Annotated in this window: 26 protein-coding genes; 3 read left to right on the top strand and 23 right to left on the bottom strand. The window is 52.7% G+C overall.

Annotated features, from left to right (window positions below):
- Nucleotides 1-5 precede the first annotated feature (5 nt).
- Complete coding sequence (locus tag GP475_RS05020) at nt 6-2,543, bottom strand: bifunctional lysylphosphatidylglycerol flippase/synthetase MprF (protein ID WP_187975536.1); 2,538 nt, start codon at nt 2,541-2,543, stop codon at nt 6-8.
- Nucleotides 2,540-3,814, bottom strand: a complete 1,275-nt coding sequence (locus tag GP475_RS05015; protein ID WP_187975535.1) for an alpha/beta hydrolase — start codon at nt 3,812-3,814, stop codon at nt 2,540-2,542. Before GP475_RS05015 ends, GP475_RS05020 begins: the two co-directional genes overlap by 4 nt.
- Nucleotides 3,815-3,981: 167 nt before the next feature.
- Between GP475_RS05015 and GP475_RS05010 the strand changes: the two genes are divergently transcribed.
- Nucleotides 3,982-4,578 carry an esterase/lipase family protein gene (locus GP475_RS05010; protein ID WP_187975534.1) on the top strand — a complete coding sequence of 199 codons (597 nt, stop codon included), beginning with the start codon at nt 3,982-3,984 and terminating at the stop codon, nt 4,576-4,578.
- Between the two features lie 7 nt (nt 4,579-4,585).
- Here the strand turns inward: GP475_RS05010 and GP475_RS05005 are convergent, their stop codons facing one another.
- From GP475_RS05005 to GP475_RS04980, 6 genes are all read right to left on the bottom strand, one after another.
- Nucleotides 4,586-5,704 (bottom strand): cysteine desulfurase family protein, encoded by a 1,119-nt coding sequence (locus tag GP475_RS05005; RefSeq protein WP_187975533.1) that lies wholly within the window; start codon nt 5,702-5,704, stop codon nt 4,586-4,588.
- A complete protein-coding gene (locus GP475_RS05000) occupies nt 5,701-6,681 on the bottom strand; it encodes an electron transfer flavoprotein subunit alpha/FixB family protein (protein WP_187975532.1) in 981 nt (326 codons plus the stop codon). The genes GP475_RS05005 and GP475_RS05000 overlap by 4 nt, the downstream gene beginning before the upstream one ends.
- A complete protein-coding gene (locus GP475_RS04995; RefSeq protein ID WP_187975531.1) occupies nt 6,678-7,502 on the bottom strand; it encodes an electron transfer flavoprotein subunit beta/FixA family protein in 825 nt (274 codons plus the stop codon). The genes GP475_RS05000 and GP475_RS04995 overlap by 4 nt, the downstream gene beginning before the upstream one ends.
- Before the next feature lie 36 nt (nt 7,503-7,538).
- On the bottom strand, nt 7,539-8,753 hold the full coding sequence (locus GP475_RS04990) for a THUMP-like domain-containing protein (protein ID WP_187975530.1): 1,215 nt from the start codon (nt 8,751-8,753) through the stop codon (nt 7,539-7,541).
- 6 nt (nt 8,754-8,759) lie between these two features.
- Nucleotides 8,760-9,572, bottom strand: a complete 813-nt coding sequence (locus tag GP475_RS04985; RefSeq protein WP_187975529.1) for an NUDIX hydrolase — start codon at nt 9,570-9,572, stop codon at nt 8,760-8,762.
- 110 nt (nt 9,573-9,682) lie between these two features.
- The gene (locus GP475_RS04980; RefSeq protein ID WP_187975528.1) at nt 9,683-10,498 is read right to left on the bottom strand and encodes an ABC transporter ATP-binding protein; all 816 of its coding nucleotides are present in this window, start codon (nt 10,496-10,498) and stop codon (nt 9,683-9,685) included.
- Between the two features lie 160 nt (nt 10,499-10,658).
- On the opposite strand from GP475_RS04980, the gene GP475_RS04975 reads away from it, so the two are divergent.
- Together GP475_RS04975 and glgB are read left to right on the top strand one after the other, a co-directional pair.
- Nucleotides 10,659-12,671 (top strand): alpha-1,4-glucan--maltose-1-phosphate maltosyltransferase, encoded by a 2,013-nt coding sequence (locus GP475_RS04975; protein WP_187975527.1) that lies wholly within the window; start codon nt 10,659-10,661, stop codon nt 12,669-12,671.
- Between the two features lie 54 nt (nt 12,672-12,725).
- Nucleotides 12,726-14,927 (top strand): 1,4-alpha-glucan branching protein GlgB, encoded by a 2,202-nt coding sequence (gene glgB, locus GP475_RS04970; RefSeq protein ID WP_187975526.1) that lies wholly within the window; start codon nt 12,726-12,728, stop codon nt 14,925-14,927.
- Between the two features lie 127 nt (nt 14,928-15,054).
- Here glgB and GP475_RS04965 read toward each other — a convergent pair whose 3' ends face one another.
- From GP475_RS04965 to GP475_RS04895, 15 genes are all read right to left on the bottom strand, one after another.
- On the bottom strand, nt 15,055-15,390 hold the full coding sequence (locus GP475_RS04965) for a hypothetical protein (RefSeq protein WP_187975525.1): 336 nt from the start codon (nt 15,388-15,390) through the stop codon (nt 15,055-15,057).
- A 272-nt stretch (nt 15,391-15,662) separates the two neighbouring features.
- Entirely contained in the window at nt 15,663-16,571 is a 909-nt protein-coding gene (locus GP475_RS04960; protein WP_187975524.1) for a tetratricopeptide repeat protein, read from the bottom strand.
- Nucleotides 16,572-16,595: 24 nt separating this feature from the next.
- Nucleotides 16,596-16,907 carry a thiamine-binding protein gene (locus GP475_RS04955; protein WP_187975523.1) on the bottom strand — a complete coding sequence of 104 codons (312 nt, stop codon included), beginning with the start codon at nt 16,905-16,907 and terminating at the stop codon, nt 16,596-16,598.
- Between the two features lie 32 nt (nt 16,908-16,939).
- Nucleotides 16,940-17,227 (bottom strand): hypothetical protein, encoded by a 288-nt coding sequence (locus GP475_RS04950; protein ID WP_187975522.1) that lies wholly within the window; start codon nt 17,225-17,227, stop codon nt 16,940-16,942.
- Nucleotides 17,227-17,919: an endonuclease NucS gene (nucS, locus tag GP475_RS04945; protein ID WP_187975521.1), complete on the bottom strand. Its 693-nt coding sequence runs from the start codon at nt 17,917-17,919 to the stop codon at nt 17,227-17,229. Before nucS ends, GP475_RS04950 begins: the two co-directional genes overlap by 1 nt.
- A 63-nt stretch (nt 17,920-17,982) precedes the next feature.
- Nucleotides 17,983-18,432 carry a DUF2550 domain-containing protein gene (locus tag GP475_RS04940; RefSeq protein ID WP_187975520.1) on the bottom strand — a complete coding sequence of 150 codons (450 nt, stop codon included), beginning with the start codon at nt 18,430-18,432 and terminating at the stop codon, nt 17,983-17,985.
- Nucleotides 18,433-18,658: 226 nt separating this feature from the next.
- Nucleotides 18,659-19,030 (bottom strand): F0F1 ATP synthase subunit epsilon, encoded by a 372-nt coding sequence (locus tag GP475_RS04935; RefSeq protein WP_187975519.1) that lies wholly within the window; start codon nt 19,028-19,030, stop codon nt 18,659-18,661.
- Between the two features lie 13 nt (nt 19,031-19,043).
- Nucleotides 19,044-20,489, bottom strand: coding sequence for a F0F1 ATP synthase subunit beta (gene atpD / locus GP475_RS04930; protein WP_187975518.1), 1,446 nt, complete (start codon nt 20,487-20,489; stop codon nt 19,044-19,046).
- Between the two features lie 2 nt (nt 20,490-20,491).
- Nucleotides 20,492-21,469: a F0F1 ATP synthase subunit gamma gene (locus GP475_RS04925; protein ID WP_187975517.1), complete on the bottom strand. Its 978-nt coding sequence runs from the start codon at nt 21,467-21,469 to the stop codon at nt 20,492-20,494.
- Nucleotides 21,470-21,526: 57 nt separating this feature from the next.
- On the bottom strand, nt 21,527-23,170 hold the full coding sequence (gene atpA / locus GP475_RS04920; RefSeq protein WP_187975516.1) for a F0F1 ATP synthase subunit alpha: 1,644 nt from the start codon (nt 23,168-23,170) through the stop codon (nt 21,527-21,529).
- A 55-nt stretch (nt 23,171-23,225) separates the two neighbouring features.
- Nucleotides 23,226-24,044 (bottom strand): F0F1 ATP synthase subunit delta, encoded by an 819-nt coding sequence (locus GP475_RS04915; RefSeq protein ID WP_187975515.1) that lies wholly within the window; start codon nt 24,042-24,044, stop codon nt 23,226-23,228.
- 5 nt (nt 24,045-24,049) lie between these two features.
- Nucleotides 24,050-24,625: a F0F1 ATP synthase subunit B gene (locus tag GP475_RS04910; RefSeq protein WP_187975514.1), complete on the bottom strand. Its 576-nt coding sequence runs from the start codon at nt 24,623-24,625 to the stop codon at nt 24,050-24,052.
- Between the two features lie 41 nt (nt 24,626-24,666).
- Nucleotides 24,667-24,912: an ATP synthase F0 subunit C gene (locus tag GP475_RS04905; protein WP_187975513.1), complete on the bottom strand. Its 246-nt coding sequence runs from the start codon at nt 24,910-24,912 to the stop codon at nt 24,667-24,669.
- Nucleotides 24,913-25,018: 106 nt separating this feature from the next.
- Nucleotides 25,019-25,765 carry a F0F1 ATP synthase subunit A gene (atpB, locus tag GP475_RS04900; RefSeq protein WP_262485238.1) on the bottom strand — a complete coding sequence of 249 codons (747 nt, stop codon included), beginning with the start codon at nt 25,763-25,765 and terminating at the stop codon, nt 25,019-25,021.
- Between the two features lie 527 nt (nt 25,766-26,292).
- Complete coding sequence (locus GP475_RS04895) at nt 26,293-26,721, bottom strand: hypothetical protein (RefSeq protein WP_187975791.1); 429 nt, start codon at nt 26,719-26,721, stop codon at nt 26,293-26,295.
- Nucleotides 26,722-26,743: the final 22 nt, after the last annotated feature.

Here is a 26,743-nt window from a genome sequence, read left to right as displayed (position 1 = left end):
TGTCGTTATTTCTTGACCCCGTCAGATTCTTCCCCGGTTGCTGGTTGCTGGGATTCTTCCCACACTTTTGCGGCTTTGATGGCGTCACTGAGCTTCATGTCGGGCACATAGCAGGACGTAATCGCAAGCCCAATAGCAGGTAGGGCCAGTTCATCGTTGTAGCAGAGATACCAGTCTCGGTGCTCCGGGTGGAACTTATTCTTAGAAAATGCCAGCGAACGGAAACCATAGAGCGGTTCCATGGAGCTTCCAACCTTTTCTAATACTGCGTCTAAAATCCCAAATTCTTCGGTGTTTTCCTCACTTCGCGCTAGCGGAGCCCCCGATAGAGATACCCATTCCAAGCCTTCTTCTTTAGCGTGAAGTGCTCCCTCGGCGAGCAAGAACTCCATAACCGTCCGGAAACCGTGGGAGTCTCGACGCATAAAGTCCAGGGTGTAGCCCACCAAAGAACCTTTCTGATAAACCGGCAACCAACTAGTGACTCCGTGCACCCTATGATCGTCATCTACAGCAATCAGCAATTGCGTGCCAGGTTCTTTTAATTCTTCGACTCCACCGAGCGTAAATCCCATTTCCGGGAGAGCCTTTTCGGCCACCCATTCTTCAGAAAGAGCAATAATGGATTCTCGGATAACCGGATCTAGTTCCTCCCACCGGGCCCATAGGGTGGAGATCCCTTCTTTAGCCGCCCTATTTCGCGCAGTGCGAATATTCTGGAACTTCTTTCCTTTGAATTCAAGATTATCGCAGTACAGCAGAGACTCCTCAGCCACGTGCTGGCGTCGGAAACCACTGTCTTTCCGACGCTCACTAAATTCAGAAGACACCGAATACCAGGCTGTTTTCCAACCGTTTTCAGTAGCGAAATCTTCAAATTGGGTAGCAAGAACCATCGGATCCGAGCTATTAGCCGCCAACACCGGTTCTCCCACCGTGACAGCAATGCCACGATTCACCCGGTAGGCTACGTAACCGGCGGGTTGGTTTTCTCCCGGCGCAGCAGGGGCAAACCAATAGCGGTTTCCTGGCCACAACGTCATCCAAGACAAGTGATCTCCGCTACCGTTAACCAATATCGTGCGAGCGGTATTACGGGCCTCTTCCTCACGAGGATCAGGAACCGACATGAGTGCCCGGTACAAGCTCACCAGGGAAATTCCCCAGAACACCACACCCGTCCAATTAGCCAGCATCCATCCCCATTGCGTGTGTGGCACCAATTGGTAGCTATAGAGCTCCCCTAGAACTGGTGGGAAATAATGGACAGGTATATCGAATAGCAAGTCACTTAACCGTGCTTGCGGGTGGAAGTGATCAGCTAACACCAATCCACCGCAGACCCACAGGACCGCAGATACCCCAATTGCGGTAAGAACGCCTAGAATTAATTGACTCAATGCACGGTGATGAATTTCTACCCGGAATAACCGGTGACTAAAAATCAAGATCACCAGTGTGATGAGCCAGGGCAGGATCATAAAAATGCCGTTGGTGATTAGGAGAATTGAGTTGGTGTCGTCAAAATCGGTAATGGTCCATAGCTGTAGCCCAATCACCACAATGCTGATAATTTGCGCGGCGATGCTCATTAACCAGGCAGCGCGTCGACCCTTAGCCAAGCCAAGGGCAAGCACCCCGTAGACGATTAAGGGGACCAGGTTAATGATGGTTGCGCCTACACCAGTTTGAGCTGCTTGGAGCACGGCGTCACTGCACTCTTGGCTACCGGTGTTGTTTTCGCATAACCAGTAGACCTCGTCCAGAGAATATTCTGGCTCCCAAATAAGTTGCGTCACTGCGGAAAAGGGCCCAGAAGAAAGCGGGTTCAGTGCTGCAAGTACCGGCCCTAAGGTGGTGCACAACATCATGACGGCAAGTAGCAACCGGGATTCCCGTCGAGACGCAGCCAGCCGCATCTGGACTGAATTGGGATGAATGACCATCCCGGAAGCGATACCGAATATCGCTGCAGTTAATGCCACGGCGTCAGATAGCGTTCCTGAGTACAGCACCAAGGTCAGACTCAAAGCCAAAAGCACCATGCGGGTGCGACGCTGCCAGAGCACACTCATCCACGCCGAGGCAAAAGCTGCGGTACCGAAAATCCAACCGACCGGAGAGAGCAAGGTGGAGTCTAAGAGATCATTTCCCCACCAATTCAATCCGGTTTCTTCTACTGAGCGAGCACTAATCATTGCCGCTGGGGTGACAACAAGGTGAAGAATGATCGCAGTCAGGCCAAACTTAAAGCTACCTAGGATACGTTCTGCTGGAATAGCAAGAACCAATACTCCCAACGTAGCAATCGCTGTGCTGCCAAGCTGCGACGTTGTAAGTCCGCAGATCAAGATGTGCCAATTGTCAATCTCATACGGCATCCCAAGGCCAAGGTAGGGAACCAAACCCTCGGGATAGGAGATAAACACTATGTGCAAACCCCACATCACCACAATGAGAGCCAGGCTCACCGGGGTGTGGAGAAGTTGCTTACATCCCCACTTCACGGCAGATGCTAACTGTCCTAGGACAGTGGTGATCATGCTGATAAACCTCCTCGTTGTGCCGCCCACCCTAGAGTTTCTCTCAGAGCCACGCGCCAAACTCTGAAGGAGTGTGCCCCTGGAAGGGTTTGGAATTCAGTCACCATCCCGGCTTTTCCTGCCAAATCATTTAAGTGCTGGAGGGCAGCCACCGATTCATGGTCATCTTCCCCAGCAATAAACTTTCCTGCTATCCCAGAGTAGCTTTTCTTCGCTTCAGCGTTGCGTAACAACGTTTCTGGGTTTACTGCCTGATAGGCCTGCTCATTGGAGCCAAAGAAAGTATCCACGGTTTGTTTATGATCTCCCAGGGTTGGTTCTGCCTGTCCGGAAAAATCAAGGAAGCTGCCGTAGACGTCGGGAGCGTTGGTCACCACTTGTAAGGAGCAGGTGCCACCATAACTAAAACCACCGATGGTCCAGGTCTTAGTGTCGGGGTTGACACGGAATCTTTCTTTAATCAGCCGCGGTACGTCGCGTGCCAAATAACTCTGGACCTTTAAATCCGGGCCATCGACACAAATAGGGTTTCCCGTCCAACTCCCGGTACCATCAACGCTAATGACAATCGGTGAAATTCCATCATGATTGGCTTGGAATTCATCAACCGTAGCTTCTCCTTCTGCAGTGGTAAACCACTGTTCTGGTTCTCCGGGATTCCCTGCCAACAACACCACCACCGGGAGATTAATCGCCGGATGGGTCCAGTACGCTGGCGGAATGTACGCAAAAGCATTTCGAGCAGGATAGCCAGACCCCCCGTCCTGGGCCGGATACCCCGCCAAGGGAACCTGCACCAGGGCCCCCACTTGACGCCCATCTAAGGTCGGCGCTGCAACCAATTTTTGGAACGTAGCGAAATCCATCCTCCGACTAATTGGCTGCGGATCCAAAGACCTGGCAGTCGGATACTCTTGGTAATGCAAGTTCGCTATTCCCCAGGCCCCACCCGTGGCACAGATGGCCAAGAAAAAGCACAGAATGCGGCGACGTTTAAACACCAGCGCCCCAAGATACATAGCCAGCGCTACTGCCCCGCCGGCGTAGACTTGCACGGGAATTGAATCTGGAAACGGATGCCAAACCTTTTCAATGAACGCCCATACCGCCACAGCGCCGCAGAGAGCAGCAACGATGACCCCAAGAAACACCATCCGACGCTCTTTTTTTAAACCAATAACAAAGAGAGTAACAAGAGGAATGCCTACTAATAGAGCTATCGCAAAAGCCGCTTTATGGTCCGTCAAAGAAATCAAACCGATTCTATCCACAGCGACTCAGAGTAATCACAAATCGTTTTCGCTTCCAGGTGATGAGGCAGTCTGCACTCGTTTCACAGAAATCTTTAAGGTAACCAGCGATGAGGCAAGAGTTTTAGGCAATTCCTAACCAGTCTTCCCCCAGCAATTTGCCAGATTCACGAAAGAGAATTGTTCCTGTGCGCATCCCCGATTCCCCGCCGCCGTCGATTGTTCTCCTACACGGCACGCTTTCTGGGCCGTGGGTGTTCCGATCTTTAGTCCGAGAACTTCACCGCCACGGCTATCAGGCTTACCCCTTAAGCTACGGTCACTTCGGCACCGCGGATTTGAGCTTGTGTGTCCGAGACGTAGCTCACCAAATCCGGCGACAGCTTCCAGGTAGTCAGGAATTTATCATTATCGGCCATTCCTTGGGCGGCCTCATAGGTTTGCGCCTGGCTCGGCATCCGGATTTCCAGTCACGAATAAGCGGCCTCATTGGTTTAGGCGCCGCCTACCTAGGTGTCCCCCCGCACCCCTGGTGGAATATGAAACGCTATTTACTCCCGCTCCTAGGTCCGGCTTTTCATCAACTGGTTCGTCACCGGCCACAACCACCACAATTGCCTGATACTCCTATCTTTTCTGTGGTTTCTCCCACAGATCAGGTGGTTCCTGGCTGGTCTTCGCGCCTCGGTGACATCACTGAGGTGGATAAGGTTAAGCACTCACACCTACCACGCTGTAACGTGGAAGTCCTTGACATTATCCATCGCATTGTTCGCAACACGTGACCAGCCGCTAGGATAAGCCGGCGTGTCGCGCCTGCTCAACAATCCGTGGAAGGATCTCTGACACGGTACGAATATCGTTCTCAGTGGTTGTACGTCCCAGAGTCAACCGTAAAGCCCCACGGGCAGTGTCGGTAGCAACTCCCATAGCTTCTAATACATGACTAGCTCGGTTGACTCCTTGGGAGCAGGCTGATCCCGTCGACGCTTCAACTCCGGCAGCGTCAAGCAACATGATCAAGCTGTCTCCGGCTGCGCCGGGGAAAGAAAGATGAAGATGGCTGGGCAGCGCAGGTTCTTGGGTATGAACAACGACGTCTGGAATCTGGTGCACAATGTCATCCCGGAGCTCATCTCTCAATCTCGCCTGGCGAGCGTTTTCGACCTCGTGCTCAGCTAAAGACTCCTCTAAGGCGGCGGCTAAGGCTGCAGCTCCGGCTACATTGACGGTGCCTGGCCGCAGTGCCCGCTCTTGCCCTCCCCCATGGATGATGGCCTTCGGCGCCGGGGAACGTCGCGCCAACAGTATTCCTACTCCACGTGGTCCACCAAATTTGTGGGCGCTGGCGGCTAGGGTAGTAATTCCCAGCTCATGGAAATCAATGGGGAATTTCCCTACTACTTGAACCGCATCAATATGGACTGGGGTTCCGCTGTCTGCTGCCTTCTGGGCAATCTGGGCGATCGGCTGCACTGCCCCGGTTTCATTATTAGCCCACATACAGCACGCCAGGGCGGCTGGAGTTTCGACGGCGGATACATCATTGATATGCCCGGTGCTATCGACCGGCATCAGATCAATCTGAGCTCCAGGAAGTTGGCTAACGGTATCTTTAACTGCGGAATGTTCAACGGGGGTAGATACCACTCGATTGTTCTCTGAGGCGAAATACAACCCTTGTACCGCAATATTGTCTGATTCTGTACCGGAAGCAGTAAAAATCACCTCTGCAGGATCAGCGCCAAGCAAAAACGCCACTTTTTCGCGGGCGTCATCAAGTACTCGGCGCGCTGCCCGGCCAGAGGCATATTGCCCCCCAGGATTCAGCATTCTCGCTTTGTCCACTAGCTCTCGAAGTGCTACCTCACGGATCGGAGTAGTCGCTGCATGATCAAGATAGATACTCATAGACGGGTCTGAATTTCTTTAGTTAGCTCCGGAATAATAGTGAAAAGATCCCCAATAACACCAAGATCAGCAATCTGGAAAATAGGGGCATCTTCATCGTTGTTAATAGCGATAATAGTGCCGGAACTTTGTATGCCGGAGGTATGGTGATTAGCCCCAGACACACCAACAGCTAGGTAGAGGTCCGGCGAAATGCTCACACCGGTGTGACCGATCTGATATTGCGTCGGATACCACCCCAGGTCCACGACATCACGAGTCACCCCCACCGCTGCACCCAGGCTATCTGCCAAGGGTTCAATGAGGTCGTGCAGGTGCTGTTCTTTACCTATTCCTCGACCTGCTGCTACCACTGTTTTCACTTGACTAAGCTCAGGTCGGTCGGTAGGAGGAGCGGGGGTAAAAGACACCACATGTCCCCCGAGATGTTCACGGGGGATAAACATCACTTCGCATAGTTCAGCGGCTCCAGGAACGGCAGCGATACGGGGAGAAACGGCTCCGGGGCGCAGAGTGTAGACCGGATTGAGCCCTTTAACTGCGGAGTGAGTAATAATCCGGTCGCCGAAAATAGATTGCTCACCTATTCCTTCAGTATCAATTCCGGTGACGTCAGTAAGGACTCCTGAACCCATACGTACTGCTAGTCGACCAGCTATCTCATTTCCTTCTGCCGTGGCGCTCAATAACACCGGGCCGATACTGAAGACGCAAATGATTCGTTGAAGAAATTGTGCTTGATGGCTGATCAAGCTATCGCACGTGCAGTCTTCTTCTCGGTTCTCATAGTCCTCATAGCAAAATATGCGTTGGACGCCAAGGGCTGCCAGTGTTTCTTGGAATACTTGGGCCTGTTCCTTGCTGCCGTACACATAAGCGTTAACCTCTCCGAGTTCTCTCGCTACAGTGCACAATTCGGCGCACGAGGGACTGAGTTTCCCGTCGTAGTGTTCAACAAAAACATTAATGTTGCTCAACGGACATTCCCCTCCTGTGAGGCCGGAATGAAATTGCAGTCAGCAAGAAAATCAGCAATCTTCTTCGCCGTAGACGCGCTGTCGCTGTCGCGGAAAATTTCGCCATGGCCGCGCGCAGGTTTTTCACGAGCGTCGATCACCGCCGTAGCGGCGTGTGCCAAACCAACCTGACTTTTAGCCATACCCAAACCATCTAGTCCCCAGTGATATATAGTCGCTTTCTTCGCTGCCCGGGGTCTTGGAAAATTCGGGGATCTCGGAATGCCAGCCTGATCGCTTAGGGAAACAAGCGCGGGAAGCTTTGCCTCTAATTGCCACTCTCCCGCCCTGGTTGCTCTTGTTCCTCGAATAGTGTTACCGGAAATTTCTACGCTTTTCAGATGAGTTAATGCAGGTAGCTTTGTGAATTCAGAAACAATGCCGGCTAGGACACCGGTTGCTCCGTCAGAGGATTGAGTACCCATCATGACAAGTTCCACCTCAGGGATTTGCCGTAGTGCTGCACTCAACCCCCATCCAGTGCCCATCACATCAGAACCAGAAAATTCTTCCGCGCTCACTAAAATGGCATCATCGGCTCCCATAGCGATAGCTTTTCTCAATGCCTCTTCAGCGTGAGCCGGGCCAAGAGTTAACACAATGACTTTCCACCCTCGGTCAGGATATGCTTCCTTTATTTGCAGCGCCTGTTCTACTGAGTACTGATTAATATCATCTAACACATTTCTTGTGTTCTCTCGATCAAGGGTGAAATCCTCACTGAGAGTTCTTTCTGACCAGGTATCTGGAACGCTTTTGACCAACACCACAATGGCGGGCATAAGGTGCCTCCCCACTTCTTCAATGCTTTTGGTGAGCTAACATTCTAGCCCGGAATTGTCCTCACGGTCCCTGGGTGCGGTTTTCCACTGGCGAGGACCACAAATGAGAGCCACAGCGCGTGTTCCAATTCGGGTGAGAATCAGGCTAAGAGCGTGAGGTCCCGATAGTTTTAGGGTGCGACGAAAACTGTCGGGATTAATATCAACGCCCCGGCATAGAATCTCTACCCGGCCGCACCCACGACGCTGCAATTCACTACGCACCTTTTTTATGGGGCACTGAGTCAAAAACCTAAACCCGGATTCTCCGGCGGGAAGATCATCCCCGGTTAAATAGGCAATCCGTTCATCAAGCATCCACAATCCCTCACGAACGGCGTAATGCCGAACTAAACCGGCTCTGATAATGGCCCCATCAGGATCAATGATCCATGCTCCAGGTTCCCCGCTGAGGTTATCCTCCGGATTATCTGCTAAGCGGTCATCTATGCGGTCAATGTTCCCCTTTCTGATGACTACTGCTTCTCGGCGTACTCCCCCACTAAGACCTTGGGTGTACAAGCAAGCTTCTTTAACTCCACCGTTAAGGCTGATCAGAGACACCAGCCCATCCCAAAAACTAAAATCCAGACCTGGAGCGCATTTGATTGCTAACTCTTTCTCGGGGTAGGTGCTTAAAAGCTCCGGGAGCGGTGGAATGAGATTTTCGGGTGAGTTGATTCTACGTCCACTCTGACGTCGAGCTGGATCAGCCACGATAATATTCGCCATCGAGCATGGAGACAGAGCGTCAGCTTGAAGGATCTGTGGTGTATTAAAGCATGTCGACAGGTTATAGCGGGCCATAAGACACCGTGAGTAATCGATATCCGAGCCGAGATAAGGCAATCCAACGCCAGCTAAGGCGGCTCCCTCAGAACCGATAGAGCAGGTCACATCATGAACTACCGACCCGGCATCCGCCCACTCTTTTATTCTGTTAGCTCTGATTTTTGCCACAGGCATTGCCGTGGCTTGTTGCGCAGATTCTTGACAGGCTAGCCAGTCGTCAGGGAATTTCTCCCCGGATACTCCTGATCGACGGGCGAGCAAGAATTCACTAACCGCCCGACCCCGGTCACCGAACTTTTTCCGCAGCACCGAGCTGTCCTGCAGCATCGTGTTCTTACCTAAAGTTAGCGTGGTATCAAACTCAAGGATCTCCTGGTAATGAGAAGAAAGAAAACAGATATCTTGGGGTGTAAAACTCATAATGATCTAGATCCGGTCAACCGGGGCGTGGGAATAAAACTCACCATATCGGGGATCATCGGAGACATCTCCAATATGTGGTTCTAAATCGGCGTTGTGAGCATCAGCCAAGGCCTCGTCGGCACTCTGATAGTGAGACAATTGTTGCAGCTGAGCCCAGGTAGGAATCACAAATCGCACTAAACCATTGCGCCAACCGTCGAGCAATAACCGGGGTGGAAACCACCCAGCGGAATCAGTTTCCGTGTTGTCGCTATCTGGATGTTGCCCCTCCGGCTGCAACGCTAAGAAGGAGAAAGTGTCAAACCATTGACCTCTTTCTGATTTCCCTACCCAACGGGCAAAGGGGTGGATGAGGCGAGAATCTACTTTGAGGTTGTTGTTCTTCAACACTGTCGTTAACGATAAGCGATGGGATTCTAGGGCTAAGCGATCCGAATGCAAAGGGGCCGCGTCGCTCACCTTGGTGCCGTCACCATGGACGGCTAAGAGGGTTCCGGTTTCTTCAAAGGTTTCCCGAACTGCGGCAAAAACAAGGGCGTGGGCTTTATCTTTGGTGGTGCCCATGGTGCGGGCTACTGAGATCGCCGAGGGGCCAAGCCAGAGACCTCCGGAATCCCAGGTTTTCGGGGGGTAGTCACGGGGGTCGACTCCCCCTCCAGGGAAAACAGTGATGCCCGGATAATTAGGCATGGTATTGACTCGTTCTTGCACCCACACTTCAAGCCCGTGGTGTCCATCACGAATGAGAAGGACAGTGGCAGCCAATTTAGAACCGCCATAACCGCTGCGTGGACCGGCTTGGACCACACCGATCACGCTCCTTCCCGCTAATAGCCCCTGGCTAAACAGGGTGCCAAGGGCTGTATTTTAAATTGTAGCCGGGGGTGAAAAGCAGGGGGAATCAGATGTACTTAGTAGTGAAAATTTCATCCTTCGACCTCTGAGGTATTCCGACGCGCGAAGAAACGTCCAGCTACTCGGTCTACTCGAATAGGTTGGTGGAAAGCGCGGGATAGATTGTCAGAGTTCAGCACATCATCGATCAAACCTTGGGCAATCACTTTCCCCTCATCTAAAATCATGGCGTGGGTAAAGCCCTCTGGGATTTCTTCCACATGATGGGTGATCATGACTATTGCTGGAGCATCAGGGTCTAAAGCTAATTCCCCTAAATAAGCAACGAGGTCTTCTCGGCCACCCAAGTCCATGCCGGCACCCGGCTCATCAAGGATCATTAGCTCTGGGTTGGTCATGAGTGCTCGGGCAATAAGAACCCTTTTGCGCTCACCTTCAGATAACGTCCCCCAGGTTCGATCCTTCACATGCCAAGCTCCTACCTGGCGTAAAAGTTCCTCGGAACGCTCCTCATCAAAGGTGTCATATTCCTCGCGCCAACGACCTAAAATGGCGTACCCGGCCGAGATGACTAAATCTCCGACCTTTTCAGTAACGGGAATCCGGTTCCCTATCGCTGAGGATGACACCCCAATCATGGCGCGTAAGTCACGCATATCAGTGCGTCCAATTTTTTCACCCATAATGATGGCCTCTCCAGAGCTAGGGAACTCCTCTGCCGAAGCCATCCGGATTAACGTAGTTTTGCCAGCACCGTTGGGGCCTATAATCACCCACCGCTCATCCAATTCCACTTGCCAATCCACCGGGCCTACGAGTGTGCGCCCACCGCGGATAAAACTGACGCCGCGAAAATCAACTAAAAGATCTTGATCATAATCAGACACTCTTCCATCATGACGGAAAATTGCGCACGCGGGTGGTGTGACACAGCCTGTGCACCCGCACTACCCCCATAACTTCTCACCACCGCGTGCTGCTGCCGTTCCTCCATTACTCTTTTAAGGTAGACACCGAAGAAGATAGCGATATAACGAAGGTGATGACATGTCCGGACAGATCGATGATGTCCGCCCTGAAATCTCTGGCACCCGCCTAGCTTCCAAAGCCGTGGTGGGAGAAATGGTCCCGATCACCGCGCTGGTATGGCGCGAGGGGCATGATGCCGTGGGAGCAACCCTCATGGTAGTACCCCCCGGAGAACACACTCCGCGCGCTATCACGATGACTCAAGATCGGGAAAACGTGGATCGCGCCCATGCCGTTATTACCCCGGATCGCCCCGGCCTATGGCAATTCCGGATTGACGCTTGGTGTGATCCCATGGCCACCTGGCGCTGGGCTGTTTCTAAGAAATTGGAAGCAGGTCAAACCGAATCTCAGTTAGCCAATGATTTAGCACATGGCGTCGAGCTATTTCGTCGTGCTGCTGCTGAACATACCGGCCCGGAGGCAGAACATCTCCGCGCGGTTGCCAACGTCCTCGCCAATGAAGGAGACCTTCATGCTCGCGTCTCCGAAGCAATGAGCGACAAGACTATTAATATTCTGCAGGTGCACCCGTTGCGTGAGGAAGTACGCCACGGTACTGTGCACAAGATTTCCGTCGAACGCCGAGAAGCACTCGTCAATTCTTGGTACGAGCTTTTCCCTCGCTCTACTGGCGGATGGGATGAAAACGGGCAACCTGTTCACGGGACTTTCGCGACGACTTCCGCCGCCCTTGATCGGGTAGCCGCCATGGGTTTTGATACCGTCTACTTCCCACCGATTCACCCCATTGGAAGAATTAACCGCAAGGGCCGCAATAACACGTTAACCCCAGAACCTGGTGATGTCGGTTCGCCGTGGGCCATTGGCGCTAAAGAAGGCGGACACGATGCAATTCATCCAGAGCTTGGTACTGAACAAGATTTCCTCGATTTGCTAAGCCATGCCCGAGATTTGGGCTTAGAAATTGCCTTGGATTTAGCTCTTCAGGCCGCTCCAGATCACCCCTGGGCCCAGGAACATCCCGAATTCTTCACCATTTTGGCCGATGGCACCATCGCGTTTGCTGAAAATCCGCCGAAGAAATATCAAGATATTTATCCGCTGAACTTCTTTAATGCTCCCCAGGAGATCTACCACGAGATTCTCCGAGTAGTACGGCACTGGGTGGATCTAGGAGTAACGACGTTCCGGGTGGATAATCCCCACACCAAGCCAGCTGAATTCTGGGCGTGGCTCATTGAGGAAATTCATCGCACCAATCCAGAAGTAATCTTCCTGGCTGAAGCTTTCACCCGCCCAGCCCGGTTATATGGGCTGGCAAAATCAGGTTTCTCCCAGTCATATACCTACTTCACATGGAAGGTGACTAAAGAGGAGCTCACCGAGTTTGCTACTGACATGGTAGAGATGGCAGATGTCTTCCGCCCCAATCTTTTTGTCAATACCCCAGATATTCTTCATGCCTCCCTCCAATATGGAGGACGAGCAATGTTCGCCATTCGGGCGGCTTTGGCTGCCACCCTTTCTCCCTTGTGGGGTGTCTATTCCGGCTATGAGCTCTATGAACACAGGGCAGTGAAGCCCGGGAGTGAAGAATATCTGGATTCGGAAAAGTACCAGCTCAAACCCCGGGATTTCGAGAGTGCGGTTGCCCGCGGCGATTCGCTTGAGCCATATATCACTGCTCTCAACGACATCCGACGCCATAATCCAGCCCTGCAACAGCTGCGCACCCTACGGTTCCACGCAGTGGATAACGACAACATCATTGCTTACTCTAAGGTGGATCCATTAAGCGGAAACTCCGTTCTCGTGGTGGTGAATTTGGATCCGCGCAATGCGCAAGAGGCCACTGTTCGGGTTGATCGCGAAGCCCTCGGATTAAGCGGTCACGGCGACTATGAAGTTCATGATCTCATAACAGACGCCCGCTACACCTGGTCTGACACCAACTTTGTGCGGCTGGACCCAATGCGTGATGTGGCCCATATTTTCCAACTTCCCACTGTTGCCTTAGAAGATCGTGAAGAACTGGCTTATCGAAAGGTTGCGGACTATCGCCCCTAAAAGTGCTAATTTCTTGCTAGTTTTATTATCTTCCAACCTGATCAGGATAGTTTTATGAGCGACGTTAATTCCCTCTACCCTGAGGATTTCATTCCCGAATCAGACCTTGATCTGCTTCGTAATTGCAGTCATTGGGCTCCGCACGACTTTTATGGCTGGCACTCCACTCCACACGGATCCGTCATCCGGACTCGACAAATCGGTGCTGAACACGTCGAGCTTCTCATTGACGGCACCGGGGTCGATATGGTGCCGGTCGGTGATGACATCTGGATTGCTTCTCTCGAGCGCCGGGAATCTGCAGATTATCGTTTCGCTATTACGTGGCCAGGCCAAAGCCCAGTGGTCTCTGCAGACCCCTATCACTTCCTGCCAACCCTGGGAGAACAAGACCTCTATTTCATTAATGAAGGTCGCCATGAGCGCCTCTGGGAGGTGCTTGGCGCGAATGTGCATACCTATCAAACCACCATGGGATCGGTTCCAGGAACCTCGTTTGCGGTCTGGGCCCCCAACGCCCGTTCCATCGCCCTGATCGGTGATTTTAATGGTTGGAACCCGGCTCAACACCCCATGAGGGCTCTAGGCTCAACCGGGGTGTGGGAGATTTTTCTTCCCGATGTAGCCCCTGGGGCGCGATATAAATTTGCCATTCTTACCCAGGATGGGACTCGGAAAGAAAAAGCTGATCCTCTCGCTAAAGCCACCGAAGTGCCGCCGGGAACTGCATCTATAGTCAGTGAGTCTCATTATGAGTGGAACGACGCAGACTGGCTAGCTCGACGGGCAGATCAAGACGTCGCCACATCTCCCATGAGTATTTACGAGGTGCATCTAGGCAGTTGGCGTCAGGGACTCAGTTATCGTGACTTAGCAACTGAACTGGTGTCTTATGTAGTAGACAACGGTTTTACTCATGTGGAGTTCATGCCTGTTGCCGAGCATCCCTTTGGTGGAAGCTGGGGTTATCAGATTTCCGGCTACTATGCCCCCACCGCTCGCTGGGGATCCCCAGATGATCTTCGAGCGCTCATCGATGCTTTCCATCAAGCAGGGATAGGGGTCATTATCGACTGGGTTCCCGGCCACTTCCCGAAAGATGATTTCGCACTTGCCCGATTCGACGGTCCAGCTCTCTATGAGCACCCAGATTGGCGTCGCGGTGAACAACGTGACTGGGGAACCCACGTTTTTGATTTCGGGCGTCGCGAAGTCCGCAATTTCCTCGTGGCTAATGCCTTGTACTGGATGGATGAATTCCACGTCGATGGCCTCCGGGTTGATGCGGTAGCCTCGATGCTTTATTTGGACTATTCACGCAATGAAGGAGAATGGCTCCCGAATGAATTTGGGGGACGAGAAAACCTCGACGCCGTCCAGTTCCTTCAAGAAGTCAATGCCACTGTTCACCGAGTCCACCCCGGTGTATTAACGATCGCTGAGGAATCTACTTCCTGGCCGGGGGTTACTGCACCAACATGGGCTGATGGCTTAGGTTTCTCCCTCAAGTGGAATATGGGCTGGATGAATGACACTCTCCGGTATTTCTCCTTAGATCCAGTACATCGTTCCTATCACCACAATGAGATAACTTTCTCCATGGTGTACGCCTATTCAGAACGCTATGTTCTGCCCTTCAGCCATGATGAAGTAGTCCACGGTAAAGGCTCCTTATGGGGGCGGATGCCCGGTGACACCTGGAATAAAGCTGCCGGATTAAGGGCACTCTACGGCTATATGTATTCTCACCCCGGTAAAAAACTGCTCTTCCAGGGCCAGGAATTTGGCCAGATTTCGGAATGGTCGGAAGCCACTACTCTCCCCTTCGGTGATGCTGAAGGGTGGGAAGGTGAGTACCATGCCGGTATCCACTTGTTGGTTCGTGATCTCAATAGATTGCACCGAGAGGAACCAACTTTGCATACCCAGGATTTCGAGCCTTCTGGCTTCCAGTGGCTCAAGGCCGATGACTCGGCCAATAATATTCTGGCTTATCTTCGCTGGGGTTCCGACGGCTCCGCCATCTTGGTGGTGAATAATTTCGGCGGGACTTCCCAACCGGATTATGTTCTTGGCTTACCGGTCGGCGGGCGCTTTGACCTCATCCTTAATTCTGACGCTGCGGTGTATCAGGGTGCAGGAAATGATTTGGCGAGCAGCCTCCATAGCTCAGATCAGGGATGGGATAATCAACCTCATTCTCTTCATCTTCATATTCCGGCTATGAGTACCCAATATTATCGTCTCAGCCGTTAATGAGAACACACTACTGGCCGCCTTAGTTAACCTAAGGCGGCCTTGGTTCATTATTAATTCCCAACATGAAAATCTCCCGTGATAGGAGAAAACCTATCACGGGAGATCAGTATTTCAGCAAGAGAACTTATTTGCCGCCCAGGCCAGGAAGGGTCAATCCTGAGGAACCAGCTTGGTTCAAGAAGTTGGAGGAACCTGCGCCACCGAGAATGTCACCGGTGGTAGAACCGGTTCCCTCCAGGATATTGCCAGTGGTAGAACCAGTTCCCTCGAGGATGTTACCGAAGGTGGATCCAGCGTTGATGTCACCAAAGGTAGAACCCAAGTCCAGGTGCTCCGGTGCGGTGACATTGACTGGCGGCGGGGTTGCGACGTTGATTTGCGGAGCAGCGGTGGTCAAGTGAACTAGGAGGTCCTTGATTGGGCCGCCGACGATCTCCTGAATCTGCAGTAAGAAATCCATGTGAATCTTTCTCTCTCAAAACTCTGTCTCGATCTCCTTCTTGTCGAGACCTGAGAAAAATATACACATATAAGACAGAACTTCTCAACTGTTTTAGTGTGAAAACTTAAAACGTATTGTCAAAAAGGTCCATTCTTTTTTATGCCTTGTTTAGATAGCTCGTACATATCGCATAATTTACAATGGATAACAATTATTTAGATGGGCGAAATCTTATAATCCATTAAGTTTAAAACCGGAAAAACCGCATTCCTGGATATGCTCCACGAACCCTAAAATAAGGCACTAGCCATGGCAGTCCGCGCTCTAATTACGCAGCTATCATGTGGCTCAAATAGGTTAAAGAGCTCCAGGAGCCGCGCCCGCGCTTCATCGCGATGATCACCCTTCAAGAAAGAAATCATCCTGCTCAAGCCTTCCTCTACCCGCCCCTGGGCAATATCGGCGTCAACGGCGACCAAGGCCTTTTCAAAATCATGAGGGTCACAGTCAGCCACGGCTCCAGGATCCTCGCTAATATCTGCCGCTGCTAGCCGCTCTAGCAATCGAGTGCGCTCATAGGCACGTCGAGCATCCTCATTATCGGGGTCTTCCTCTAAAACTTGAGCGTAATAGCGTTTCGCTGTCTCATAATCTTCATCTGCCAAGGCAGCTTCTGCAGCCTCATAACGTGGGTCCCGTGGTTCAGATACCTGCTCTGCTTCATCTTCGGCGGGAAGCCCCGACAGTTGAGGTCCCAGCTTAGTCACAATATCCTTAACCCACTGTTCTACGACCTCGGCAGGTTGGCCGCCTTCAAAACTAGTTACTGGCCGGCCGGCAGCTATCACTAACACCGTTGGAAGTCCTCGAACACCAAAAACTTGGGCTAGATCAGGGCTGTGGTCAGCGTCGACGTAGCCGAATATGAAACCTCGGTGGGATCTCTGAGCTAGCTCTACTAACTGATTGCGTAACTGTTCTGAATCCGGGCTGGCACTTGTACCAATGAGAACAATCACCGGAACCTGGAGACTGCGACGAATTACTTCTGTTTCCAGATTTTCTACGGTCACCGTCATCGAGCTGGGGATACCGCCTACGCTATCGGTGCTTTTCTGCGCCTGGGCTTGGGCATCAGCACGTGCTTTAATCTGCCCTAAATCGATGGCTCCGGATATAAAACGATCTGGGGTTGTCAACGTTAATTCCCTCCTGGAGATGAACTACTTATCCTCAGCAGAAAGATGTTTTTCAAGAGACGCTACTTTCTGCTGCATTTGTCCGCTATAACCGGCCCGAATATCTGCCTTAATGACGAGGGATACCCGTGGCGACACCTCTGCGACCACCTCGGTAGCCCGACGGATCACATCCATGACTTCATCCCATTCCCCCTCGATATTGGTGAACATAGCGTTTGTTTCGCACGGTAGACCAGAAGCACGGACAATTCGGACTGCTCGCGCTACCGCCTCGGACATTTCTGCGTCGGCAGTGGGAGTGTGAGTGGGAGCAACTGAAAAAGCAACAATCATGGTGTCGAGGATATCTGGTGAGGAAAACTCCCCTAGCGGCGCTGCCAACAATAGCTATGCCAGTGCCGACGATCATCCTCCCTACCAGCCCATTCTTTTGGCCAGGCTACGATGTGAGCGGTGCCGGGGGTAATGAGATTTTCGCATCCTGGGCAACGATAGGTCTTTTGGGCAGCATGTGATCCCATAGGGCGAACCAAAAAGACTTCCTGCCTTGCCCACGACGGGCCTGGCTCTTCCCTAACCCCCAGGTATCTAGCCCCGTCCCTGGCTAAAGGGGAATATCCGGTAGGACGTTCGCGCCGGTTACGCCTTGGCATTAGAACAACCGCAATTCATCGCTCTCAATTCCCCGCAAGGCATCATAGTCCAAGGTCACACACCGGATCCCTCGATCTTCAGCCAATGTTCGAGCTTGAGGTTTAATCTGTTGGGCGGCAAAAATTCCTTGCACAGGGGCAAGAACATCATCGCGATTCAGTAATTCAAGGTATCGAGTTAGCTGTTCAACTCCATCAATTCCACCCCGACGCTTAATTTCGACCGCCACCGTTGCCCCGGTTTCATCGCGGCAAAGAATATCCACCGGGCCAATCGCCGTCGGATATTCTCTTCTAATGAGTCGATATCCCTCGCCTAAGGTATCAATGTGTTCAGCCAATAGTTCTTGGAGATGAGCTTCCACACCATCTTTGACCAGACCGGGATCCTCACCGAGTTCCCAGGAAAGCTCGTGGTGGAGTTTTTGAATCGTAATTCTTAGCTGTTCCCCTTTAGGATTCTCGACAACCCAAAGAATTAGCGGTGTTTGTTGATCTCCGTCTTCATCAAGCGTCATCTCCTTCACCGTGCACGGCGGAGTCATCCAATTAAGCGGCTTATATGCCCGGTCATCAGCATGGATAGACACCGAGCCATCCGCTTTTATCATGATGAGTCGATCCGCCATCGGAAGGTGAGCAGATAACCGCCCTACATAATCAACAGAGCAGTGAGCAATGACTAGACGCATTCTTTACAGGCTAGCGTTTACGCTTCAGTCTGGAAACGATACCCCCGCGGCAACAAGAATTATTCAAGGATGCAGATGTTTGCGGAGAGATTTCGGGTCCATCCGCTCTTGGCGAATATCTGGCGCGGATTCCAACCAGGCGGTTAAAGCCATTTCACCACGAGTGTTGATGGCAAGTTCATAACCATGGTTTTTGATCTGCAGCTTCAGGATATGCAGATCCGGGGGAAGAAAAGAGGCCTCCGGTTCGGAGGTAGCTCGACGCCCGATCACGGCCACTTCGCTGCGATGGACAACCAAATCTGCCAAGGGTGATAAGGACCGTAGTTTATAGTAATCCAAATCATTACGGCGATAATGAAGAATCCCGTGACGCCAACCGTGAAGTCCTTCGGCTGGCAATCGGCGGAGAACAACGGTGGTGCCACGGGAACGAAGCATAAAAAAACGCCACATTCCCAAGGAACACAGCGCGAAGAGCAGGATCACCATACACCAGGTGACATATCCCATGCTAGCCCTCCCACACAACATCGCGGCTTTAGCACTATCACCACAATATCCAAAGGTAACTATGGTGACGTGATTATTTAGAGCTGAGTTTAGCACTTTTCTGCACAGGATTTAAGTTCCCTAAGAGACAAGAAAACACCCTCCTAGCTCCCCTGGCGGGGCAGCTAGAAAGGTGTGTTAATGGGGAGAGGCGTGTCGCCCCATGGCTTAGCTCCGAATCTAGGAACTAGCTTTCCTGACTCCGACGCAAAGCACGAAGACCAGCCTCAGCACGGGACCGGATGAGTTCATCTTCAGATGTGCTTTCTTCCTCAGCTTGGGCTTGATTGACTTCATCAGCCCACACTGCGAAATCAGCCAAGATGGTGACCTTCTCGGTGCTGACCGAGATGAATCCACCTTGGACAGCGGCAACTTTGCGGTCGCCGTCTACCGGACGGATGGTCACAACACCATTCTCAACCAGTTGGCCAAGCATAGGCTCGTGACCGGGGAGCACGCCTATCTCACCCTCGATGGTCTGTGCCGTAACGATGGTGGCCTGGCCAGACCACAGCATGCGTTCCACCGAGACCAGTTCTACGGTGATGTCAGCCATGTGCTCGTCTCCCCTACTTCTCGGTCATCTTCTTGTAGGCTTCCTCGACGTCATCGAGACCACCCAGGCCATTGAAAGCCTGCTCTGGGTAGTGATCGAATTCGCCATTGCAGATTCGCTCGAAAGCGTCGATGGTATCAGCCAACGGTACATAGGATCCCGGCAAACCGGTGAACTTCTCAGCAACAAAGAAGTTCTGACCTAAGAAGCGTTCAATCCGACGTGCTCGCTGCACGGTGATCTTGTCTTCTTCGGACAACTCATCCATACCAAGAATGGCGATGATATCCTGCAATTCTTTGTTCTTCTGGAGGATACCGATAACGCGCTGAGCAACCTCATAGTGACGCTCGCCAACAATACCCGGCTCGAGAATACGAGAGGTAGAAGTCAGCGGGTTCACCGCCGGGTAAATACCCTTAGAAGCGATACCACGATCAAGTTCTGTCGTGGCGTCAAGGTGCGCGAAGGTGGTAGCCGGAGCAGGGTCCGTGTAGTCATCCGCCGGAACGTAGACGGCTTGCAAGGAGGTAATGGACTTACCCTTGGTGGAGGTAATCCGCTCCTGGAGCACACCCATTTCATCAGCCAGGGTGGGCTGATAACCCACCGCGGAAGGCATACGACCCAAAAGGGTGGAAACCTCGGAACCAGCCTGGGTGAAACGGAAGATGTTGTCGATGAACAACAACACGTCCTGGTGCTGAACATCGCGGAAATACTCCGCCATGGTCAAACCTGACAAAGCCACCCGCATACGAACTCCCGGCGGCTCATCCATCTGACCGAATACCAAGGCGGTATCTTGCAACACGCCCATTTCTTCCATTTCCAGGAAGAGGTCGGTACCTTCACGGGTACGTTCACCAACGCCAGCGAAAACCGAAGTACCCGAGAACTCCCGAGCAATACGGGTAATCATCTCTTGGATCAAAACGGTCTTACCCACGCCGGCACCACCGAAGAGGCCAATCTTTCCGCCCTTAACATAAGGGGTCAAAAGGTCGATGACCTTAATGCCGGTTTCGAGGATCTCGGTCTTGCCCTCCAATTGATCGAAGGGTGGCGGATCCCGGTGGATGCCCCATTGCTCTCCATCGCGGCCAAGGCCTGGCTCATCCAAGCACTCTCCGAGGGCGTTGAACACATGGCCCTTCACGACATCGCCGACGGGAACCGAGATGGGTTTGCCACTGTCTTTGACGTCAGCACCACGGACCAAGCCGTCGGTCGGTGCCATAGCGATGGTACGAACAAGGTTGTCACCCAAGTGCTGAGCAACTTCCAGAGTAATGGTCTTAGCAACAGCTTCCAGGGTCACCTCAACCGTCAGCGCGTTGTACAGGGCCGGGAGCTCGCCGCGCGGGAATTCCACGTCGACGACGGCGCCAATGACACGCACGACACGGCCGACGGTTCCCGTCTGCTGGTCGGTTTGCTCATTGAGAGCTGTAGTCATAATTAGTCACTTTCTCCGCTTTCGGCAAGCGCACCAGCGCCACCGACGATCTCTGTGATTTCCTGAGTAATCTGCGCCTGACGTGCCTGGTTGGCCACACGAGAGAGATCTTTAACCAAAGCCGTGGCATTATCGGTTGCAGATTTCATAGCATTGCGCCGGGACGCTGATTCCGAGGCAGATGCTTCGAGGAACATTGCGAAGATGCTTCGCGAAATGTACTTCGGGAGCAGCTGATCTAACAAGGTATCTGCATCCGGTTCAAATTCAATGTCCGCGGTCACCTTGTCCCCATCAGAAAGCGCACTTTCACCGAGGTGAAGCTCTTCTTCCTCGATGACAGGCTCAATGGGAAGTAACTGATGCGCCCGTGGAGTTTGACTGAGCATCGATTCGAACTCGGTGTACACCACATGGACCTGGTCAAAGCCACGAACTCCCTTGCCGTCGGGGTCATTCAAACCTTCTCGGCTCTTCGCGGTTCCTTCAGAACCGGCAATGAAACCATCGACGAGGTGGCGTCGAACATCGTGGGTGGCATCCCAGCTTGGATCCTGAGAAAATCCAGACCATGCACCTGCTACCGGTAGTTCGCGGAACTTGTAATAACCGATGCCCTTGTTGCCGGTGACATACCGGACAACCTCATAGCCTTTATTCTTCAGGTTTGCTTCGAGTTCAGCAGCCTTCTTGAAAACATTGTTGTTATAGCCACCGCACATACCACGGTCACTTGAGACCACGAGGATTGCAGCTACCTTACCGCCCTCACGCTCATGCAGCATTGGGTGATCAAGAGAGCTCGCAGCTGCCAGCCGCTCCATGACATGTTGCATCTCATGGGCATAGGGCATCGAAGCATCCACGCGGGCCTGAGCCTTAGTGATGCGTGAGGTCGCAATCAGCTCTTGAGCCTTGGTGATCTTCTTCGTCGAATTCACGGACCTGATGCGGTCACGTAGGTCGCGAAGACTAGCCATGGTTCACGTGCCTCCCTTCTTTCTCCTTAGTGGTCAGGAAACTAGCCATAGGGTGCCTTATTTCTTGGCCGACTTACGGGAGACGGAAAGCTGGTTCTTCTGCACCTCGGAGTCATCGAGTGGAGCAACTTCCGGCTCATTGACAACGGTATGGCCTTCTGTGGTCCGGAAGCCTTTAGCAAATTCATCGTTTGCTTTGAGCAAGGTTTCCTTCGATTCATCGGACAGGGCGGCCCCGCCGTCGATCTGCTGGTATACCTCCGGAGCATTCTGGTGAAGGTACTCGTGCAGCTCAGATTCGTAGCGACGAACGTCCTCGACGGGAACGACATCGAAGACGCCCTCGCCAGCTAGCCAGATGGAGATCATCTGGAAGTCTACGGCTTGCGGGGAGGATTCCGGCTGCTTCAGCAGCTCTACCAGACGCTGTCCACGCTCAAGCTGTGCCTTGGAAGAGGCATCCAAGTCAGAGGCGAAAGCAGCGAAAGCTTCCAGATCACGGTATGCAGCGAGGTCAAGACGCAAGGAGCCAGCAACTTTCTTCATACCTTTGGTCTGGGCGGCACCACCAACACGAGATACCGAAATACCAACGTTAATAGCCGGGCGTACACCCTGGTTAAACAGATCCGATTCAAGGAAGACCTGTCCGTCGGTAATGGAAATAACGTTGGTCGGAATAAAGGCCGACACGTCATTTGCCTTGGTTTCGATAATCGGCAACGCGGTCATGGATCCAGCACCCATGTCATCGGAGAGCTTCGCAGCACGCTCCAATAGACGTGAGTGGAGATAGAACACGTCGCCAGGATAAGCCTCACGGCCCGGAGGACGACGCAGCAACAGGGAGATTGCGCGATAAGCCTCGGCCTGCTTAGTCAGATCATCATAAATGATCAAAACGTGATTGCCCTGATACATCCAGTGCTGGCCCAGGGCTGCGCCGGAGAACGGCGCCAGCCACTTGAATCCAGCGGAGTCAGAAGCCGGGGCTGCGACGATGGTGGTGTATTCCAACGCACCGTGCTCTTCCAAGGTCCGACGAACGGAGGCAATAGTAGAACCCTTTTGACCGATTGCGACGTAAATACAGCGAACTTGCTTATTCTTGTCGCCGGATTCCCAGTTAGCCTTCTGGTTCAAAATTGTGTCGATACATACCGCAGTCTTACCAGTCTTGCGGTCGCCGATGATTAGCTGACGCTGTCCACGGCCAATCGGGGTCATCGCATCGATAGCCTTGATACCAGTTTGGAGGGGCTCCTCCACTGGCTGGCGCTGGAGCACCGAAGGTGCCTGTAGCTCGAGGACACGGTCCTCTTCGGCTTCGATTGCACCTAGGCCGTCGATGGGCTGACCCAGGGGATTAATAACTCGGCCAAGGAAATTATCCCCGACCGGAATGGAAAGGACTTCTCCGGTCCGTTTGACCTCGTCACCCTCGTTGAGGCTTTCGTAGTTACCCAAGACCACAACGCCGATGGAGTCGGTGTCCAGGTTTTGTGCGACGCCAATTACGCCGCCCGGGAACTCCAGCAGCTCGTTGGTCATTACTGACGGGAGGCCCGAAACCTGGGCAATACCGTCAGCCGTGGAAATAACCACGCCGACCTCCTCGCGGGAGGCCTCCGCGGAGTAGCTCGAGGTGTAATTAGCTATCGCGCCACGGATCTCATCGGAGGAGATCGTAAGCTCCGCCATGTTCTTCCTGCTCTCGGTAGTTTCTTCCTGCATTATCTATCAAAGGTGGTCGCGCCTAGACCAAATGCGCTCTTAGCCGCTGCAGCTTGCCTGAGGTGCTTCCGTCGATGACTTCATCACCGACCCGGATGACCATTCCTCCTAGGAGATCAGTGTCAACCTCAGAGTGAATGGACATTTCTTTTCCATAAATCCGCTGCAATTTTTTAGCCAACACGGATTCCTGGGTTTCATTTAGTTCGCCGGCGGCAACAACGTGAGCTACAGTGCGGTTGCGCAATGCCGCTGCGGCATCAGCTAGCCCAGCCATGTCGTCAATAGGGTTGCGCTCAGGGCGCCCAATTACTTGCAAAGCCAAGGCCTCTGTCAAGGATGTAACCTTGCCATAGAGAACATTGGCCAACAGCTCCCGCTTCTTTGCGGGTTGGGCTGTGTGGTCAGACAGTAGCTGAGTCAGGCGGCCTTCTCGGTCAAGGATTCGGCTGAGACAGAAGAGTTCATCTTCTACTTTCTCCAACATTCCTTGCTGCTCGGCAGCCCGGAAAAGGGAGCGACGCCCAATTTCCACTAATCCTTGACGCAACTCCCGAGGAGTGGACCACGTTTGTTCCACGGCATCCTTCAGGATCTCCAGCGTCGCCTGGCTTACTTTTCCGCCAAAAACTTCCGAAACGAGTCGGGTGCGTTGTTCAGCGGTAGCTGAAGCATTTGCTACAGCGACACGCAGACCGCGGTCACCATCGAGTACCTCGACGACATCAAATAGCTCAGTGCCAAGGTGGGCTGCCGTAGCAACCGACTCCTCAGTACTGTTGAGCGCTGAGTCAAGGTGGGAGGTAACCTGTGCTAGCGCATCGCGGCTTGCTGCGTGCATGGTGCCTACTTTCCTGCCGGAGCGACAGAGTCGAGTTCGGACAGGAAGTTATCAATGGTTCCGGAGCGCTTGGTGGAATCGGAAAGCTCTCCGCCTAGCAGACGCTCTGCCAAGGTGATGGAGTGCTGTCCCATTTCACGACGCAGTTCCGCAACCACTTGCTCACGCTGAGCGGCAAGATGTTTTTCTCCAGATTCGATAATCCGCTTGCTCTCAGCGGTGGCTTCCGCCTTCATATCCGCTTCAATTTGCTTGCCCCGCTCGCGAGCCTGCTCACGAATCTCTGCTGCTTCGGCCCGAGCCTCGGCCAGCTGAGCGTTGTATTTCTCTAGGGCTGATTTCGCTTCGGCCTGAGCGGCTTCAGCACGCTGAATGCCACCCTTGATCCGGTCTTGACGCTCATTGAGCACTTCCTTGAACTTCGGGATAACAAAAATCACGAAGAGGGCAAGGATAACGATGAGCGGAATGAGGGACCAGAAGACGTCGTAAGCCTTGGGGACGAGAATGTTGTTGCCCTGCTGTAAGGGCTGCTCAGCATGCTCACCCGCTTCCGCAAGCAAATAAATGACGTTAGTCATATGGTCTCCAGTCTTCGTAGTTCCGATCTCTCAGATGTGTTTTAGAGAGAGGTGAACATGTAGCCGGCGGCCAGACCGATCAAAGCGAGGGCCTCAACGAAGGCGATACCAATGAACATGGTGGTGCGCAGCTGTCCAGACATCTCCGGCTGACGTGCCATGCCTTCCAGTGCTTTACCGATGAGAATACCGAGACCAATGCCCGGGCCAATGGTTGCGAGGCCGTAGCCAATAGCACCAAGGTGCGGGGTAACTTGAGTAGCCTGAGCCAGGATAATCTCGTTCATGTGAAAGTCGTTCCCTTTCTAAGTTCCCGGTTCCTTTTACCGGGGATGGGTGGTGATTGCGTTATTCAGTTGATCGCGAGTGATCGCGGATCCCGAGGACGTTCCACTAGTGCGAATCCGCATGTAGCGAAAGCTCGATATACACCGAAACCAGCAGCGCGAAAATATAGGCCTGCAGGAAGATGACGATGCATTCATAAAGCGAGAAAGCTACGGATGCCAGAATCGTTACACCAGCCATTGCGGTCCAGCCATTGAACTGCCAGAAGAAGAAGTTCGTGGCAGAAAATAGCAGCACCAGAATGAGGTGTCCGGCCAGGAAGTTCGCCATAAGACGAAGAGCCAGAGTTACCGGACGGATGACGAATGTCGAGAGGAACTCGATCGGTACAGCAAGCACGTGAAGGAAAGGTGGCAAGTTAGGAATAACTACCGATGACTTCAAGAACTTGCCGGCCCCATAGCGCTTAACACCGGCGTAGATCATCGTGAAATAACCGAGCAAGGCAAGCGCAATCGGGAATCCGATACGAACATTGGGGGAAATATTCAAACCCGGAATCAAGGTCGGAACATTCATGAAAATGACGGCGAAGAAGATCGTCGAGATGATCGGTAAATACCGAGTACCCTCTTTCTTCCCTAGGATTTCCTCAGCAATGTGGATCCGAACAAAGTCAAGACAATACTCAACGACGTTCTGGAATCCACTAGGAACCAGCTTTGGTTTACGCATTCCTATAGCGAATACGACGCAGAGGATAACCGTCATCAAAATGCGGATCAACATGAGACGGTCAAGTGCGAAAAGCCCTCCAGCAAAATTTTGGAAGAGCAAATCGTAATGACGCATTTGCGCGGGGAATAATTCGTCGTCCAGATTGGGGGCATGGAAGCTCCCCTCTAAGGACAGTGTTATAACGCTCAGCGTTCTCTCCCGTGTTCTGGGCCGCACAGGAAGACCCGGTCCCCATGCGGTGCGATGGACATCGTTCATTACACTGCGGCTACCTCGGACTCCGTCGCACATCAACAGGACAGCCGCAGGGGATCTTCCCTGTTCCGCGAACAAGAGGATCCAAACTTCACACTATCAGGGCTAGGGGATGGATTCCCATGAAGCACCCCATTTAAGGTAGCCAAGAAGAACCTTAAGATCTCAGTAATAGGTGAAAATTCCGCGAGATCCGGAAAATTACCCCCAGGGCTTTCGCCGGAATTCTATCTACTCAGCAGCCCCATCTTCATTACCTGCAGCTTTACCTATTTTCAGGTTGTCTGACCTGCCAGGCACCCACATCACCTGTTGTACCCCATTTTTATAAAAGTGACCTGTCCCACAACAAGATTACCACCCCCAAAAGAGGGCAGTTTCCAGCTTCAGCTCACGTAAAGCGCTCGAGAAGTTAAAACTCCCCATGTTTCGGCCACCAGAACTATCAGCAAACTGAGGATAAGGGTGACCAACATCGCCCATTGATGGAAGAATCCCATCCCCCTCAACACCATGAGAATGATGAGAACCAGAACCACTTTGATCAGCCACCCGCCAAGGATGACTGCTGCCGTGGTGTTCGGGGAGGTATTCGCGGTTGACAGAACACTAAGTACCGTTAGTAATACATACCCACCACCGATCGCTGCGCCGATGACAACCCCCCAGATCCCCGGAAGTTCATATAACCACCCCCACAGCACCAAGGACACCACGGTCACTGCTACCCACCCCATAACTCCAAACTTCAAGGCTTGGCGAAGCGGAGTTCGAGGATCCTCAAAATCGGCTGTCGGAGTTTCTATCTGAGACATCTGCTGGTTTTTCTTCACGTCG

Source organism: Corynebacterium poyangense, assembly GCF_014522205.1.
In the GTDB taxonomy this organism is placed as follows: domain Bacteria; phylum Actinomycetota; class Actinomycetes; order Mycobacteriales; family Mycobacteriaceae; genus Corynebacterium; species Corynebacterium poyangense.
Note: the sequence above shows the minus strand (reverse complement) of the source record. Positions and strands in the feature narration are given on the sequence as shown.

Bases quoted from the DNA above. Each gene is read 5' to 3' on its own strand.
- GP475_RS04965 (WP_187975525.1), bottom strand. From the start codon at position 15,390: ATGGATTTCTTACTGCAGATTCAGGAGATCGTCGGCGGCCCAATCAAG.
- GP475_RS04935 (WP_187975519.1), bottom strand. From the start codon at position 19,030: ATGGCTGACATCACCGTAGAACTGGTCTCGGTGGAACGCATGCTGTGG.
- GP475_RS04990 (WP_187975530.1), bottom strand. From the start codon at position 8,753: ATGAGTTTTACACCCCAAGATATCTGTTTTCTTTCTTCTCATTACCAG.
- GP475_RS04940 (WP_187975520.1), bottom strand. From the start codon at position 18,432: ATGGGATATGTCACCTGGTGTATGGTGATCCTGCTCTTCGCGCTGTGT.
- GP475_RS04975 (WP_187975527.1), top strand. From the start codon at position 10,659: ATGTCCGGACAGATCGATGATGTCCGCCCTGAAATCTCTGGCACCCGC.
- GP475_RS05005 (WP_187975533.1), bottom strand. From the start codon at position 5,704: ATGAGTATCTATCTTGATCATGCAGCGACTACTCCGATCCGTGAGGTA.
- GP475_RS04915 (WP_187975515.1), bottom strand. From the start codon at position 24,044: ATGCACGCAGCAAGCCGCGATGCGCTAGCACAGGTTACCTCCCACCTT.
- atpD (WP_187975518.1), bottom strand. From the start codon at position 20,489: ATGACTACAGCTCTCAATGAGCAAACCGACCAGCAGACGGGAACCGTC.
- glgB (WP_187975526.1), top strand. From the start codon at position 12,726: ATGAGCGACGTTAATTCCCTCTACCCTGAGGATTTCATTCCCGAATCA.
- GP475_RS04925 (WP_187975517.1), bottom strand. From the start codon at position 21,469: ATGGCTAGTCTTCGCGACCTACGTGACCGCATCAGGTCCGTGAATTCG.
- GP475_RS04910 (WP_187975514.1), bottom strand. From the start codon at position 24,625: ATGACTAACGTCATTTATTTGCTTGCGGAAGCGGGTGAGCATGCTGAG.
- GP475_RS04905 (WP_187975513.1), bottom strand. From the start codon at position 24,912: ATGAACGAGATTATCCTGGCTCAGGCTACTCAAGTTACCCCGCACCTT.
- GP475_RS04995 (WP_187975531.1), bottom strand. From the start codon at position 7,502: ATGCCCGCCATTGTGGTGTTGGTCAAAAGCGTTCCAGATACCTGGTCA.
- GP475_RS04955 (WP_187975523.1), bottom strand. From the start codon at position 16,907: ATGATTGTTGCTTTTTCAGTTGCTCCCACTCACACTCCCACTGCCGAC.
- GP475_RS04950 (WP_187975522.1), bottom strand. From the start codon at position 17,227: ATGCCAAGGCGTAACCGGCGCGAACGTCCTACCGGATATTCCCCTTTA.
- atpB (WP_262485238.1), bottom strand. From the start codon at position 25,765: ATGCGTCATTACGATTTGCTCTTCCAAAATTTTGCTGGAGGGCTTTTC.
- GP475_RS04895 (WP_187975791.1), bottom strand. From the start codon at position 26,721: ATGTCTCAGATAGAAACTCCGACAGCCGATTTTGAGGATCCTCGAACT.
- nucS (WP_187975521.1), bottom strand. From the start codon at position 17,919: ATGCGTCTAGTCATTGCTCACTGCTCTGTTGATTATGTAGGGCGGTTA.
- GP475_RS05020 (WP_187975536.1), bottom strand. From the start codon at position 2,543: ATGATCACCACTGTCCTAGGACAGTTAGCATCTGCCGTGAAGTGGGGA.
- atpA (WP_187975516.1), bottom strand. From the start codon at position 23,170: ATGGCGGAGCTTACGATCTCCTCCGATGAGATCCGTGGCGCGATAGCT.